Annotated in this window: 12 protein-coding genes and 1 other RNA gene; 8 read left to right on the top strand and 5 right to left on the bottom strand. The window is 44.2% G+C overall.

Going from position 1 to position 14,912, the window contains the following annotated elements; translation table 11 throughout:
• Window positions 1-3 precede the first annotated feature (3 nt).
• Both lon and VXP95_RS13525 read right to left on the bottom strand, forming a co-directional pair.
• The gene (lon, locus tag VXP95_RS13530) at window positions 4-2,430 is read right to left on the bottom strand and encodes an endopeptidase La (protein ID WP_064095588.1); all 2,427 of its coding nucleotides are present in this window, start codon (window positions 2,428-2,430) and stop codon (window positions 4-6) included.
• A gap of 147 nt (window positions 2,431-2,577) precedes the next feature.
• Complete coding sequence (locus VXP95_RS13525; protein WP_416712214.1) at window positions 2,578-3,159, bottom strand: 5-formyltetrahydrofolate cyclo-ligase; 582 nt, start codon at window positions 3,157-3,159, stop codon at window positions 2,578-2,580.
• Between the two features lie 429 nt (window positions 3,160-3,588).
• Between VXP95_RS13525 and VXP95_RS13520 the strand changes: the two genes are divergently transcribed.
• The 6 genes from VXP95_RS13520 to VXP95_RS13495 all read left to right on the top strand — a co-directional run bounded on the left by VXP95_RS13520 (window position 3,589) and on the right by VXP95_RS13495 (window position 11,165).
• Window positions 3,589-4,071 (top strand): VOC family protein, encoded by a 483-nt coding sequence (locus VXP95_RS13520; RefSeq protein WP_171254923.1) that lies wholly within the window; start codon window positions 3,589-3,591, stop codon window positions 4,069-4,071.
• Between the two features lie 452 nt (window positions 4,072-4,523).
• Window positions 4,524-4,787 (top strand): hypothetical protein, encoded by a 264-nt coding sequence (locus VXP95_RS13515; RefSeq protein ID WP_416712213.1) that lies wholly within the window; start codon window positions 4,524-4,526, stop codon window positions 4,785-4,787.
• A gap of 68 nt (window positions 4,788-4,855) precedes the next feature.
• Window positions 4,856-8,455, top strand: coding sequence for an urea carboxylase (gene uca / locus VXP95_RS13510; protein ID WP_416712212.1), 3,600 nt, complete (start codon window positions 4,856-4,858; stop codon window positions 8,453-8,455).
• Between the two features lie 12 nt (window positions 8,456-8,467).
• On the top strand, window positions 8,468-9,175 hold the full coding sequence (locus VXP95_RS13505; RefSeq protein WP_416712211.1) for a GntR family transcriptional regulator: 708 nt from the start codon (window positions 8,468-8,470) through the stop codon (window positions 9,173-9,175).
• A 218-nt stretch (window positions 9,176-9,393) separates the two neighbouring features.
• Window positions 9,394-10,686, top strand: coding sequence for a PQQ-dependent sugar dehydrogenase (locus VXP95_RS13500; RefSeq protein ID WP_416712223.1), 1,293 nt, complete (start codon window positions 9,394-9,396; stop codon window positions 10,684-10,686).
• A gap of 317 nt (window positions 10,687-11,003) precedes the next feature.
• Complete coding sequence (locus VXP95_RS13495; RefSeq protein ID WP_081406339.1) at window positions 11,004-11,165, top strand: YqaE/Pmp3 family membrane protein; 162 nt, start codon at window positions 11,004-11,006, stop codon at window positions 11,163-11,165.
• 168 nt (window positions 11,166-11,333) lie between these two features.
• Here VXP95_RS13495 and ssrS read toward each other — a convergent pair.
• From ssrS to VXP95_RS13480, 3 genes are all read right to left on the bottom strand, one after another.
• A non-coding RNA gene (gene ssrS, locus VXP95_RS13490) (6S RNA) lies at window positions 11,334-11,517 on the bottom strand.
• A 97-nt stretch (window positions 11,518-11,614) separates the two neighbouring features.
• Entirely contained in the window at window positions 11,615-11,902 is a 288-nt protein-coding gene (locus VXP95_RS13485; RefSeq protein ID WP_064101456.1) for a cell division protein ZapA, read from the bottom strand.
• Window positions 11,899-12,456 (bottom strand): hypothetical protein, encoded by a 558-nt coding sequence (locus VXP95_RS13480; RefSeq protein WP_064095580.1) that lies wholly within the window; start codon window positions 12,454-12,456, stop codon window positions 11,899-11,901. The genes VXP95_RS13485 and VXP95_RS13480 overlap by 4 nt, the downstream gene beginning before the upstream one ends.
• A gap of 64 nt (window positions 12,457-12,520) precedes the next feature.
• Between VXP95_RS13480 and VXP95_RS13475 the strand changes: the two genes are divergently transcribed.
• Entirely contained in the window at window positions 12,521-13,156 is a 636-nt protein-coding gene (locus VXP95_RS13475; RefSeq protein ID WP_064095579.1) for a UPF0149 family protein, read from the top strand.
• Between the two features lie 129 nt (window positions 13,157-13,285).
• The gene (gene pepP / locus VXP95_RS13470) at window positions 13,286-14,620 is read left to right on the top strand and encodes a Xaa-Pro aminopeptidase (protein WP_416712210.1); all 1,335 of its coding nucleotides are present in this window, start codon (window positions 13,286-13,288) and stop codon (window positions 14,618-14,620) included.
• The last annotated feature ends 292 nt before the right edge of the window (window positions 14,621-14,912 follow it).

Raw genomic sequence — 14,912 nt, 5'->3', positions numbered from 1 at the left:
GTCTTAATGACGTGCTGCTTTCGCTTCTTCTTTGGTTTTCACAATTGGCGGTTTAACCAATGCTTTTGGCAAGGAGGTCAATGCCAGCGGTAAAATCTCATCAATTGATTTTACTGCTTTGATCTCTAAACCTTCTTTGACATTTTCTGGGATTTCCGCCAGGTCACGTACGTTTTCCTGTGGAATGAATACCAGCTTGATGCCACCACGATGGGCTGCCAGAAGTTTCTCTTTCAAGCCACCGATACGTAGTGCACGACCGCCCAGACTGGTTTCACCTGTCATCGCGATATCCGGACGAATCGGAATACCGGTGAAGGCAGATACCAGTGCAGTGGTGAGTGCCAAACCTGCCGATGGACCATCTTTTGGTGTCGCACCTTCAGGTAAATGCACATGCACATCAGTTTCTTCAAAGCGAGAGGCTTCGATGCCGAGTTCATCTGCACGGGTACGCACAACAGTCATGGCAGTGGTAATCGATTCTTTCATGACATCGCCAAGAGAACCGGTAGTAATAAACTTACCTTTACCCGGAACTGCAGCAACCTCAATAGTCAGTAACTCACCACCGACAGAAGTCCAAGCCAGACCGTTCACACGACCGATTTGTGCTTCTTCTTCCGCCATACCATAGTCAAATTTGTGTGGACCCAGGTATTCTGGAAGATTAACTGCTGTTACATCTACCTCAAGATTTTTAGCTTTCTTGCTGACTGCTTCTTTTACCACTTTACGTGCAATTTTTGACACTTCACGTTCAAGATTACGAACCCCGGCTTCACGGGTGTAATGGCGCACGATATCACGAATGGCTTCTTCGTGAACTGTAAGCTCTTTAGAACGTAAGCCATTGTTCTTGATTGCTTTAGGAACCAGATAGCGCTCAGCAATATTCACTTTTTCTTCTTCGGTATAACCCGGAAGACGAATCACTTCCATACGGTCCAGCAGCGCCTCAGGAATGTTCATGCTGTTCGCAGTACAGATAAACATCACTTCTGACAGGTCAAGATCAAGATCAAGATAATGATCACTGAACTTGCTGTTTTGCGATGGATCTAGTACTTCAAGCATCGCAGAAGCAGGATCACCACGGTAGTCCTGTGCCATCTTGTCGATTTCATCAAGCAGGAACAAAGGGTTCTTCACACCTACTTTAATTAAAGACTGCACGATTTTACCTGGCATCGCCCCGATATAGGTACGACGGTGACCACGAATCTCGGCTTCATCACGTACACCACCCAGTGCCATACGGACAAACTCACGACCGGTCGCCTTGGCAATGGATTCGCCCAGTGAGGTTTTACCGACACCTGGAGGACCAACCAGACATAGAATCGGGCCGCGCAATTTTTTCACACGTGACTGGACAGCAAGATATTCCACAATACGATCTTTGACATCGTCCAGACCATAATGGTCTGCATCCAGAATTTCCTGCGCCTTGTTCAGGTTAATGCTGACTTTGCTGGCCTTATTCCATGGTGTATCCAGAATGACTTCAAGATAGTTGCGTACCACAGCAGCTTCACTTGAAGCAGGCTGCATTGCTTTCAGCTTGCGGAACTCGTTTTCTGCTTTCTTGCGTACATGCTCAGGCAAATCTGCTTCAGCAAGACGTTTTTCAATTTCGGCGACATCATCTTCTGCACCGCCGTTCATATCAGAAAGCTCGCGCTGAATGACTTTCATTTTTTCATTCAGGAAGTATTCGCGCTGGTTCTTTTCCATCTGACGTTTAACAGAGTCATGCAAGGTTTGCTCGATCTGCTGTTCTTCAGACTGTTGTAATAGATAAGTCATTAATTCAGTTAAATGCGCTTCGAACTCGTCCTGTTCCAGGAACTTTTGTTTCACTTCAATATTCAATGGAACACGGGTTGCAACGAAGAACAATAACTGTAATAAGTCTTCAATTTTGTTGGCTGCAGTGATCAGTTCACGGGCATTACGTAACTTCGCTTCTGCATATTGAGCGAAAAGCGCACGTAATTCTTGCAAGCGCACAGCTTGCGTGTCTTTATCCATCGTAACTGTCATTGGGCTGAGTTCATGCTCTGCTGTCAGATACTCGTTTTCGTCAATGATCGTTTTCAGCTTGGCACGATGCAGTCCTTCAATCAGGACTTTAATACAGTTTTCATCATTTTCGTGATTCACAACTTGCACAATCTTCGCGACAGTACCGTATTGATATAAATTGTCGTGATCAATTTCTTCTGTAAGCGAATCTTTTTGTGCAACCACAAATACTAGATTGTCACTGTTACGAGCCACATCAACTGCATTGATCGATTTTTCACGACCGACAAACAGCGCAATTTGCATGTGCGGATAAACCACCACATCACGCAGCGCCAAAAGGGGTAGTACACTTGGAACCTGCGGCTCTAAGGTTTCTGGATTCATGATAATTTCAGACATGGGCACTCCTAATGAGTGACAACGGTGTTGCCATGCTTTTAATAGTGATGGGTAATTTTAAAAATACAAGGGCAGTTGAGATTAAATTGTATGAAAAATGACTAATTATGTGATTTTGAAGTAGTTATCAAGAGCAAAATTGAAAAATTACCGTTTGAACTTGATAGAAACTGTCGGAGTGATTAAAGCATCTAGGGGCTGATCCCATTTTTCCCGTTTTAAAGGTTGGCTAACCAGTTGAAAGTCATACGCAAGTCCCAAACGAAAAGGGTGCTTGGGTGCAGAAGCCAGGGTGCGATCATAAAAACCGCCGCCCATACCAATCCGGGTGCCTGAAGTATCACAGGCCAATAATGGCATGAGCAACAGATCCAGTTTGGAAACATGGACACCACGCGTACTCATTGGCTCTCGCATACCCAGCCGATGGTGGGCAAAGCGCCTGTTATGGTATTGATGCGGGCTAATCCGGATCCAGGCCAGATGCTGATTCATGTCGCAAATTGCAGGGAGATAAACCTGCTTGCCCAGCTGAAAGCAGCGTTCAATAATCGCCTGGGTCTGAATTTCCCCAAAAGCATGCAGATACAGCCCAATACGTCGGGCTTGAATAAATTGTGGGCTATGGATCAGACGGTTCAAGACTTTTTGTGCGGCCTGCCTTTGCTCAAATTTAGAGAGATGACGACGCGTTTTACGAAGGTATCTTCTTAATTCCTGAATGGTCATAGGCGCAAAAGCATGTGCAACAAAATTGTGCTCTAGTCTAAGTGGGAATTCTGGAAAAGTAAAAAATAATTCTGAATTGTAATGTCCTATTGCATTTTATCTCCCGATATAAATCGTGCCAGGTTTAAAGTCTAATTAAAGAAATTTTATGACCTGTTTTTAAAAGGTCATGAGGTGAGTAGTTTACGCTCTTTGATTTTCATCGCTTTTTATGTAATTAACAGTGTGATAGCAAGCTGCAGCAGTGAATAATTAGAAAAATGTTGAAAAGCTTTAGATCAATAAACATACAGCTTCAGAATGGATTTGTCCCGTTTTTGGTGAAATAGTATAGATACGGAATCATATGACGATTCTCGGCTGAGAAATGATACACATTGGACATTGGACTTAGGTAGGCACGTAAGACCTAACTCAATGGAGAACATGATGAATATTGTGAAGAACACTATCTGCCTCTGGTACGATAACGATGCTGAAACTGCTGCGCGATTTTATGCGGACACCTTTCCAGATTCCTCGATTGACGCGATCAACCTTGCTCCTGGAGATTATCCCTCTGGGAAAGAAGGTGATGTCATTACGGTCGAATTTACAGTAATGGGCGTTGCCTGCATCGGGTTGAACGGTGGTCCTGGTTTTCAGCATAATGAAACATTTTCATTTCAGGTGGCGACTGAAGACCAGGAGGAAACAGATCGCTACTGGAATGCCATCGTGGGCAATGGCGGTCAGGAAAGTGAGTGTGGCTGGTGCAAGGACAAGTGGGGCATTTCCTGGCAGATTACGCCAGCTGTCCTGATCAATGCCTGTAACAGTTCTGACCGTGCTGCAGCCAAACGTGCATTTGAGGCCATGATGGGCATGAAGAAAATTGATGTTGCCGTGATTGAAGCCGCTTTTCGTGGTTGAGTGACAGAGGTTATCCGTAATTTCAGTGAATATTACTGGGCAGCCTTATTTACTTCAATATTTGAAACCTCTCCTTTTATATTTCCTTTCGATCATCTCCTGTGTGCCTATATGCATCTTGGGTTAAACCCTTTTCATTCCGGCATGGAGTACCTCCAATTTTATTACTAGCCCAAGATATAAGCTGAATGGTTCCCTTAAAGGTTCATTAATAGATAGGCTTTTATATCAGTGTTGTACAAGTTGAAGGGATGCAGATCATGCAATATGAGTTCCAGAATAATTTTTGCACCGAATTGAAAACAGACTGAACCAAAAACAGTCATCTAATCAAATTTCTCTCTCATTGGGACATCTTAAATAATATTAAAATATTGAAATTAATATAAAAATAAAACTGGCATAAGTTCTGCATATTTGTATTCAAACTTGGATACAAGATTGGATACAGAATGCTTCCTCACAAAATGATCGACTGGACAGTCCTGAAATGGCGTGCGGCCGATCAGCAAAAACAGTTCTCACCGAAAAATCCCGCTCAACCCAATGCGCAATTCGAGCGCACTGGGTCTGCCTGTATTTTGGTTGCGACTGGCACATATCTGAAAGAAAAAATTGATGCATTCAGGAAAGCTGTATATGCGGATAGCGTGCATCTGCACCTGCATTACAGATCAGTGAACTTGGTAGGTAGCGGGTCTATGTCCATGAGCTGAATCAATAAAAAAATGAAACAGAGCCATTCAACAGATTCAAAAAATAGATAAAATAACTGGGGATTCATATGTTTAAGACTGTACTGATTGCAAACCGCGGCGAAATTTCTGTTCGCGCCATTCGCACATTAAAAAAAATGGGTGTAACCAGTGTCGCCGTTTATTCAGAAACAGATCGTTATGCGCAGCATGTACTTGATGCAGATGTTGCCGTATCTCTGCAAGGAACTAAACCTAGCGATACCTATTTGAGTATCGAAAAGCTGATTGCTGCAGCCAAAAATACCGGGGCCGAAGCAATTTTCCCGGGTTATGGTTTTCTGTCAGAAAGTGCTGATTTTGCCCGTGCCTGCGAAGAAAATGGCATTGCTTTCATGGGACCCACAGCTGCGCAGATTTTAGAGTTTGGTTTAAAACATCGTGCCCGTGAACTTGCTGCAGCTGCCAATGTACCCATGACTCCCGGTACAGGTCTGCTAAATAGTCTGGACGAAGCTTTGGCAGAAGCTGAAAAAATTGGTTATCCAATTATGCTGAAAAGCACAGCAGGCGGTGGCGGAATTGGCTTGACCCGTTGTGATGATGCAGAAGCACTTCGAGAGGCTTATGAAAGTGTAAAACGTCTGGGTGAGCAGTTCTTTAAAGATGCCGGGGTGTTTCTGGAACGCTTTGTGGATAAAGCCCGTCATGTCGAAGTTCAGATTTTTGGAGATGGACAGGGACAGGTAGTGGCTTTGGGTGAGCGTGACTGTTCATTACAGCGCCGTAATCAGAAGGTCGTAGAAGAAACACCAGCGGCTCATTTACCTGATGCAACCCGTCAAAAACTGCATCAGGCGGCAGTTGAACTGGGCAAATCGGTGAAATATCGCAGTGCCGGTACGGTTGAGTTTATTTACGATGCAGCACGTGACGAGTTTTATTTCCTTGAAGTGAATACCCGTTTGCAGGTGGAACATCCTGTCACTGAAATGGTGACCGGTTTAGACCTGATCGAATGCATGTTGAAAATCGCAGCAGGCGATACTTTGGATTGGAAGCATCTAAGCAGTATTCAGCCTCGGGGTGCAGCGATTGAAGTACGCATATATGCCGAAGATCCAGTCAAGAATTTCCAGCCGAGTCCAGGGATTTTGACCGATGTTTTTTTTCCGGAAAATGTCCGGGTTGATACCTGGGTGAGTACCGGAACTGAAATTTCCCAATATTTTGATCCGATGGTTGCCAAGATTATTGTGCATGCTGAAGATCGTGATACTGCCATTCGTACGCTTAAATCAGTTTTAGCTGAAACTCGCCTGAATGGTATTAGTACCAATCTGGATTATGTGCATACTGTTATTTCAGATCCACGTTTTAAACAGATGCAGATCTGGACACGCATGCTGGATGATTTCAAATATGTGCCGAATGTGATTGAGGTGATTCAGCCGGGTACACAAAGTTCGATTCAGGATTATCCGGGTCGTGTCGGGTATTGGGATATTGGTGTACCGCCTTCAGGCCCAATGGATGATTATGCCTTCCGGCTGGCCAATAAAATTGTCGGGAATGCCGAGGCCGCCGCCGGGTTCGAATTTACCCTGCAAGGTCCAACCCTCAAGTTTCATGCAGACAATGTCATTGCTTTAACTGGCGCCCCTTGTCCGGTAAGTCTGGATGATGAAGCAGTAAATTTCTGGCAGCCTATTCAGATAAAAGTAGGACAAACCTTAAAAATTGGACAGGTTGAATCCGGATGCCGGACTTATCTGGCTGTGCGAAATGGTCTGAATGTACCGGAATATCTGGGTAGCCGTTCTACCTTTGCTTTAGGTAATTTTGGTGGACATGCAGGCCGAGTATTACGGGCTGGTGACATGATTAAGATGGTGAATCCTGAGCTGCCGGCCGATGGTCTACCTTTGGCGATTGCAGAACCTGAAGCTTTGGCAACAGCTCTGATTCCAGGTTATGGCAAGGAATGGAAAATTGGTGTGCTCTATGGTCCGCATGGAGCACCTGATTTCTTTAAAGCTGAATATATTGAGGAGTTTTTTGCATCAAGCTGGAAAGTGCATTTTAACTCGAACCGGTTGGGTATCCGTTTAACCGGACCGACGCCAAGCTGGGCGCGTGAAAATGGTGGTGAAGCGGGGCTGCATCCATCCAATGTGCATGACTGTGAATATGCCATTGGTGCAATCAACTTTACCGGTGACTTCCCTGTAATCCTTGCCAAAGATGGTCCGAGCCTGGGTGGCTTTGTCTGTCCGGTGACCATTGCCAAAGCTGAACTCTGGAAAATTGGTCAACTGAAAGCCGATGACACGATTAGCTTCTATCCAATTTCGGTAGAACAGGCCAATGCGCTGGAGCGGCAGCAAATTCAAACCCTCCAAAACTTTGCCAAGGCAGAGATGACCCACGAAGCTGAAGTCGTGGCAGTTCAAGCAGAAAGTATTCTGGCATTGCGTGAAGCTACACCAGATGCACCAAAAGCTGTATATCGTCAGGCAGGTGACAGTTATATCTTGCTGGAATACGGTGATAACGTACTGGATTTGGCCCTACGCCTGCGCGTACACCGCTTGATGCAACTGATCCGTGAAGCTGATCTTGAGGGTATCTTGGAATTATCACCTGGTGTGCGATCCTTGCAGATTAAATATGATGGTCTGCGTTTGAGCCAGCAGCAACTGATTCACTTCCTGCTTGGTCTTGAAGAACAGATGGGCGATTTGCGTGACATTAAAATCCCTTCAAGAATTATCCATTTACCCATGGCCTTTGAGGACTCGGCGACTCTGGGTGCTGTTGAGCGTTATCAGGAAAGCGTCTGTGCCACAGCCCCCTGGCTTCCGAATAATGTCGATTTTATTCAGCGGATTAATGGTTTAAGTCACCGCCAACAGGTCAAGGACATTATTTTTGATGCCAACTATCTGATTTTAGGGCTAGGTGATGTATATCTGACTGCACCTTGTGCAGTGCCTATTGATCCGCGCCACCGTTTACTGAGTTCCAAATATAATCCGGCCCGTACTTTTACCGCTGAAGGTACAGTCGGGATTGGTGGCATGTATATGTGTATTTATGGCATGGACTCACCGGGTGGCTATCAGTTGATTGGCCGTACCGTGCCGATCTGGAACAAGTTTAAAAAGAACAAGCAGTTTGGCGATCAGCAATGGTTCTTACGCTTTTTTGACCAGATTAAATATTATGAGGTTACTGAGGCTGAACTGGATCAGTTCCGTGCTGATTTCGCCCATGGTCTGGCAGAAATCAAAATTGAAGAATGCGAGTTTGACTTTGCAGCGTATCAGGATTTCCTTGCTGCAGAACAGGACAGTATTGCTGCTTTTAAATCACAGCAACAGGCCGCTTTTAGTGCCGAGGTAGAACGCTGGAAAGACGAGTTTGATGCACCTGTAGAAATAGAAGTGCTGCAGGATGACACCGATTACAGCCAGTATGTCCCTCTCAACGCCTCTATGACCGGCAATATCTGGAAGATTTTTGTAGAAGCGGGGCAGATTGTGAAAAAAGGCGACACGGTGGCCATCATTGAAGCCATGAAAATGGAACTGCCGGTCTATGCTGATGATGATGGTATCGTTAAAGCGATTATCTGCCGTTCAGGTCAGACCGTGCATAGCGGTGAACCGCTGGTTTATATGGAGTAATGGATTGAGCCTATGACCCTTGTCCCTAATCCAGCCACTAAAGCGACCGGAAAAAGCTCAGACAATCTGTCTGAGCTGGTTTTCCAGAAAATTAAAAATGACATTTTTGACTTTAAACTCATGCCGGGAGAACGGTTTACCGAATCAGAAATTGCTGAAAGCTATGCCGTAAGCCGTACACCCATTCGGCAAGCCTTATATCGTCTGCAGCAGGAAGGCTATGTCGAGGTGCAGTTTAGAAGTGGCTGGAAGGTCCGGTCACTAGACTTTAAAGTTTATGAAGAACTGTATGATCTGCGAATTTTATTGGAAGGTTATGCAGTCGAACAACTTTGTCAGATGCCCAAAGACCAGTTGCAGGTTGCTCTGGCTGTTTTGATTCAAACCTGGTGTATTCAACCAGAACAATATATCTATGATCTCAGGCGGTTATCTGTAGAAGATGAAGCATTTCATTGTCATTTGGTATTTGCAGCCGGCAATGCAGAAATGGCAAAAATACATAGTGAGATCAGCGAAAAAATTCGGATCATACGCCGGCTGGATTTTTCCAAAGATTATCGGATTGAGGCCACCTATGCTGAACATCAACAGATTTTAAAGGCGCTGCTTGCCCAAGATGCAGTCGCCTGTCTTTCTATATTAGAGGCTCATATTCGACTCAGCCGTAATGAGGTAAAAAAAATTACTCTGGAAATGTTGTCGTGTTGTCTTGGATAAATTAGTCAGAATAAATTTATGTTTACAGCAAGAAAAACATCAGACCTGACTCAAAAATTGATAACCAATTCATAACCAGAAAAAACAAGAATCAGCTAGTGGCATCACTTGTAGTTTCTTAAAGTTAAGTCGAGGATAATAATAACAAAGAGATCAAAATGCTTATTCAGCACATACGACTTTTAGTTGCTGGTACCGCCTGTGCATCTTTCCTGACTATGACAGGATGTATGATGCCTTCCAAATCGCCCATCACTGACAGTTATGGTTCTGATCCAGACTTACCTAAACCACAGTCAAGCTTGCTGCCTACGGTCAATATTGCGCCTGCCAAAGGCTGGCCTGTGGATGAAATGCCTATACCCGCGACAGGTTTAAAAGTTCAGGCATTTGCCAAAGGACTGCGACATCCGCGCTGGCTGTATGTATTGCCAAATGGTGATGTGCTGGTGGCTGAAACGGATGCACCATCCAAGCCCGATGATAGTAAAGGGATCAAAGGGAAAATCATGAAGTGGGTAATGCAGCGCGCCGGCTCATCGCATCCTAGTGCCAACCGCATCACGCTACTTCGGGACAGCAATGGAGATGGGGTGGCTGAACAAAAAACCGTATTCTTGCAAAATCTCAATTCTCCATTTGGTATGGCGCTGATTGGCAATACATTGTATGTAGCCAATACTGATGCCTTGATGCGCTTTCCTTATCAGAACGGGATGACTCAAATCACAGCAGCCGGCACCAAGGTGCTGGATTTACCGGCAGGCCGTTTAAACCATCACTGGACCAAAAATGTCATTGCCAATCCTGCAGGCAATAAACTTTATATCACAGTGGGTTCCAACAGTAATGTGGCTGAAAATGGCTTAGAGCAAGAGCAAGAGCAAGAGCAGGGCCGGGCACTCATTCTGGAGTTTGATTTGGATAGTGCCCAAGCACGACCTTATGCAACCGGACTACGTAATCCGAATGGCATGGACTGGCAACCTCAGAGTGGTGCACTCTGGACGGTGGTAAATGAACGCGATGAGCTCGGCAATGATCTGGTTCCTGATTATTTGACCTCTGTCAAAGAGGGCGCTTTTTATGGCTGGCCTTATAGTTATTATGGTCAGCATGTTGATACATGGGTCAAACCGCAAAACCCTGCTTTAGTTGCGCGAGCAATTCCACCGGATTATGCATTAGGCAATCATACTGCCTCATTGGGCTTGGCTTTCTATAGGGCAGATCTGATGCCTCAATATCGTGATGGGGCGCTGATTGGTCAGCATGGCTCATGGAACCGCAAACCACATAGTGGCTATAAAGTGATTTTTGTTCCCTTTCAAAATGGCCAACCAATCGGACAGCCTCAGGATGTTTTGACCGGATTTCTCAGCGATCAAGGGAAAGCATATGGACGTCCTGTTGGTGTAGCAGTGGATTCCTCAGGAGCCATTTTAGTGGCAGATGATGTCGGAGACGTGATCTGGCGGGTATCACCCTTGAGTACAAGACCAAAAAAATAAATCTATAAATATAAATAGGCTAAGTGCCTTATTTGGATATAAGCCTGTTGCATAGCAAAAATTAAGCGAAAACTTTTTTTATTAAAACGTCAACACTCTGGCTGAAAAGATACAAGAGCTGAGTGGATGTAAGATAACTTTTTAAGCTTCTTTTAAGCTGGCTGAATTAGGCTTTCAAGATATTTTTAAACGTGATTTCGCATGTACAGAGATTCTGCTAATCACATTAAAAATATCTGAATATAAGTAGCAGTTCTAGCCATTCGTAAATACTGGACTTAAAAGCTCAAGACATTGCAAAAAGAGGATTTTAAAAAGTGAAATCAATTATCGCATTTATTTTTCCGTGGTCATTGTTTATGACTCTTCGTCGGCCAGTCGAATCCGTAGTATGTTTGCTACTTCAGATTTCGATTTTTGGCTGGATTCCTGCTGCAATCTGGGCCATATATATTTTATATCGGGATAAAATAGTTTAAGAGATTGTTTTTGAATAAAATAAAGTGAAAAGGACTTTTGAGGCATTTCATGCATACAAGATGACTGCGTTAATACAAGGGGGCGTGATCGAAATAAATGCTGAGATGAGAGAAGATTTAGAAAGGATTTTATATGGATTATAAATAATATATTTTTACTAAGAAAATAAGCACTCCGGAGATGCCGCTGCATGTGTCGTTACCCTGAACCCGATGAGTTCAAGGAGGATGTGACGTATACTTGCTGGGTTTCCCATACGAAGATGGGCATACACTCTAAATATACAGACCACACCCATAAGTGTTAGTATCGGCAGGGGAATAGACCCGCTGGCGAACACCCCAGAGTTAAGTTAATTATAAACAATAATGCCGGTGTGGCAACTCCATGCTGTTCATGAACTGTAAACAGTTCATTCGAATGTCTGAAGTTTAAGCGGAATATGTGATTATTCAGTAAGTTCTTCAACTTCTTCTAAAATGGTTTGTAACAAACGTTCGCAATGTCCGTATTGTTGCAGGGACCGGTTCATGCTCAGAACTTCCTGCATCAACTCAAGTGCTACCATAATAATCAGTTTACTAGGTTCCATGCGTGGAGCTTTACGACGAAATTCATCATACTTTTCATTTAATAACTGTGCCGCACGCTGTAATTCTTCCTGCTTGTCAGGAGGCGAGGCTAAACGGAAACTATGCCCCAATACTCTGAGATCGATTGCAATTTGTTCACTCATGATGAAGCTTCCTCAATGACTTCAGTCGGATGGGCCAGTTGTTGAATTTCCTGTGCGTGATGATCCTGCGCAGTGCCAAGAATGGCCAGACGTTGAATAATTGCTTCAACCTTGGCTTTGGCATTTTCATTTTTTTGGGTTAAACGTTCAGCTTCCTGAGTCAAACGCTGGATTTCCTGCTGAGAATGACGCTGTTCAATCAGCATCTTTTCTTTAAGTACCCGCAGATCATTACGTTCAGCCAGAATTTCCTGAAAACGGTTTTTCAGATCGGTGCAGCTTTTTTCAAGTCTGCCATAACGGTCTGCCAGTGCAGTTGCATCATTATTAAGCAGTTGAAACTGGGCCCGAGAGTCCGTCAATTGTTCTGTCAGGTTTTCATTTTCTTGTTGTTTTTGCGCAATTACGCTGTTCTTTTGTTCAATTTGCAGTTGATGTTGCATTGATGAAGAGTCTTGCTCTTCGCGCAAGCTGGAATTTTCACTTTCAAGCCGTGCAAGTCGCGTTTTTAACACGCCGATCTGCACTTGTAGACGCTGTAATTCTTCTAACATATCGAGGTCGCACAGTGTTGCAAACAAAGGTAATATATAAGCAGTATAAAGATTGGATAAACGAATGCAAGACGATATTTCAGGTTGGACCGAATGGCACCGCAATTTTTCTTCAATTGAGGAGATTTCCAGCCCTAGCGAACTGCATGGTTTGCTGACGGGCATTGTTTGTGTCACTCAGGCCCCAAGCAGTGAAGAGTGGTTACAGATTTTAGAAACATTGGACGTATCTGAACTGGATGCCGAAGCATTAGAGCTTTTGACAGGCGAAGCTGAAGACATCTTCCATGCCTTGTCTGAAGATGAACTAGATTATTTACCTTTGCTGCCCGATGATGAACATACGCTTTCAGAACGTGTGCAGGCACTGGCGGACTGGTGTGCAGGTGTGGTCTTAGGTTTTGGACTGGCGTCCGGGCATATCCGCCAGGATGAAGTTGAACTGATTGAACATTTGCAGGATGTAGCCGCGGTAGAATTTGAAGATTCGGACGATGATGCCGAAGGTGAAGAAAGCTATCAGGAATTGTATGAATTTGTGCGCCTGATTCCGGTCAGTTTGTCTTTAGGGCGTAAAAAAGTAGGAGTTGAAGAAACGCCACTCCTGCAGCAATTTGGTCAAAAAAATCAGCCTAACGATGCCGCTCCTACAGAGCCGCAAAGCGTTGTCGAGATTTTCTCGCCTAAACGTCCAAGTTGATGAAATGCTGAAGTGAACTAAGCCATACTTGAAATCAGGCATATACTTTGCTGTTTACAGTAAAGTTGATGGTATGGTTTCAAGATCATATTCTAAATAAAAGTACTAATCGATAAGAAGTAAGGTGGAATGAAGAAATTGACACAGGCAGTTTTTGAGGAACGTCGCGCAATCCTCGCAGGGGAAATCGGTTTACGTAGTATTGCTATTATCGCGACCAGTCCGGTAGCCATACGTAACCGTGATGCAGATTATAAATACCGCGCAGACAGTAGTTTCTTCTATTTAACCGGGTTTGCAGAACCTGAAGCTGTTGCTGTGATTGAAACCTTTGACACTGAAGAAGAAGGCTATAGCTACAGTTTGTTCTGCCGGGAACGTAACCGGGAAATGGAAATCTGGAACGGCTATCGTGCAGGTATTGATGGAGCCATTCAAGATTATGAGGCAGATGAAGCCTATGCGATTGATCTGCTCGATGAAGAAATTCTGGAAAAACTGCAAAATAAGGATCGGTTATTCTATCGCATCGGGCAGCATGCAGAATTTGATGCGCGTGTAGCGAAATGGATTGCAACTGCAAGTGGTGAAAGCCGTCGTGGAACTTCTGCGCCAGCGCAAGTCATTCAGCTGGATCGTATTGTCGATGAAATGCGTCTGCATAAAGATGCAAATGAAATTGAACTGATGCAGATTGCCTCCGATATTTCTGCTGATGCGCATACTCAAGCAATGCTGGCAGTACAGCCGGGCATGATGGAATATGCACTGGAAGCCGAGCTGAATTATGTTTTTGGCAAAAATGGTGGTGTTCCGGCCTACAACAGTATTGTCGGTGGCGGTGAGAATGCCTGCATCCTGCATTATGTAGAAAATGACAAAGAACTCAAAGATGGCGATTTAGTCCTGATTGATGCTGCGGCTGAATATCAGTTCTATGCTTCAGACATTACCCGTACCTTTCCAGTGAATGGTAAATTTAGCCCGGAACAGAAAGCTTTATATAATGTAGTGCTGGATGCTCAAATTGCTGCAATTAATGCTGTGCAAATTGGTAACTCGTATAAAGAACCACATAATATTGCAGTACGCATTTTGGTACAGGGTTTGCTCGATCTTGGCTTGATGCAGGGGAATATCGACGACATTATAGAAAAAGAAGCTTTCCGCCAGTTCTACATGCATGGGACCGGACACTGGCTCGGGATGGATGTACATGATGTCGGTGCTTATAAGGTTGATGGTGAATGGCGTGCATATGAAGAAGGCATGGTCGTAACAGTTGAGCCGGGGCTTTACATCGCGCCCGATGATGAAACCGTAGACCCGAAATGGCGCGGTATTGGCATCCGGATTGAAGATGATGTTGTTGCTACCGAAAATGGTCCACTGGTTTTAACCGCGAAAGTGGTCAAAACGGTAGAAGAGATTGAAGCATTGATGGCAAAAGCTCAAGCTGCCTGATCTGAGAAAACTCAAAAAAGCCGGTCGAAAAGACCGGCTTTTTTATGACACTTATATGCTGTGCAAAGTAGGCGTCTTAAAATATTTCGTAATGATCAACAAGCAATATAACTTACGTTTATATTGAACAAGTCAAATAAAACAAACCTAATTAAAATTTACAGCTTAAAAATTGACAGGAAGTCAACACAGAAAATCCGTTTTTAGCATCAAAGCGGCTTTGTTGCACAAAGATTTAAAAGACAACACTCTGCTCATTTGAACAGAATTCAAGTGACAACTTGGGTATGAG

It is taken from the genome of Acinetobacter sp. 226 (assembly GCF_048147925.1).
Classification (GTDB): Bacteria; Pseudomonadota; Gammaproteobacteria; order Pseudomonadales; family Moraxellaceae; genus Acinetobacter; species Acinetobacter pecorum.
Note: the sequence above shows the minus strand (reverse complement) of the source record. Positions and strands in the feature narration are given on the sequence as shown.

Bases quoted from the DNA above. Each gene is read 5' to 3' on its own strand.
- lon (WP_064095588.1), bottom strand. From the start codon at position 2,430: ATGTCTGAAATTATCATGAATCCAGAAACCTTAGAGCCGCAGGTTCCA.
- VXP95_RS13525 (WP_416712214.1), bottom strand. From the start codon at position 3,159: ATGACCATTCAGGAATTAAGAAGATACCTTCGTAAAACGCGTCGTCAT.
- VXP95_RS13520 (WP_171254923.1), top strand. From the start codon at position 3,589: ATGAATATTGTGAAGAACACTATCTGCCTCTGGTACGATAACGATGCT.
- VXP95_RS13515 (WP_416712213.1), top strand. From the start codon at position 4,524: ATGCTTCCTCACAAAATGATCGACTGGACAGTCCTGAAATGGCGTGCG.
- uca (WP_416712212.1), top strand. From the start codon at position 4,856: ATGTTTAAGACTGTACTGATTGCAAACCGCGGCGAAATTTCTGTTCGC.
- VXP95_RS13505 (WP_416712211.1), top strand. From the start codon at position 8,468: ATGACCCTTGTCCCTAATCCAGCCACTAAAGCGACCGGAAAAAGCTCA.
- VXP95_RS13500 (WP_416712223.1), top strand. From the start codon at position 9,394: ATGACAGGATGTATGATGCCTTCCAAATCGCCCATCACTGACAGTTAT.
- VXP95_RS13485 (WP_064101456.1), bottom strand. From the start codon at position 11,902: ATGAGTGAACAAATTGCAATCGATCTCAGAGTATTGGGGCATAGTTTC.
- VXP95_RS13480 (WP_064095580.1), bottom strand. From the start codon at position 12,456: ATGTTAGAAGAATTACAGCGTCTACAAGTGCAGATCGGCGTGTTAAAA.
- VXP95_RS13475 (WP_064095579.1), top strand. From the start codon at position 12,521: ATGCAAGACGATATTTCAGGTTGGACCGAATGGCACCGCAATTTTTCT.
- pepP (WP_416712210.1), top strand. From the start codon at position 13,286: ATGAAGAAATTGACACAGGCAGTTTTTGAGGAACGTCGCGCAATCCTC.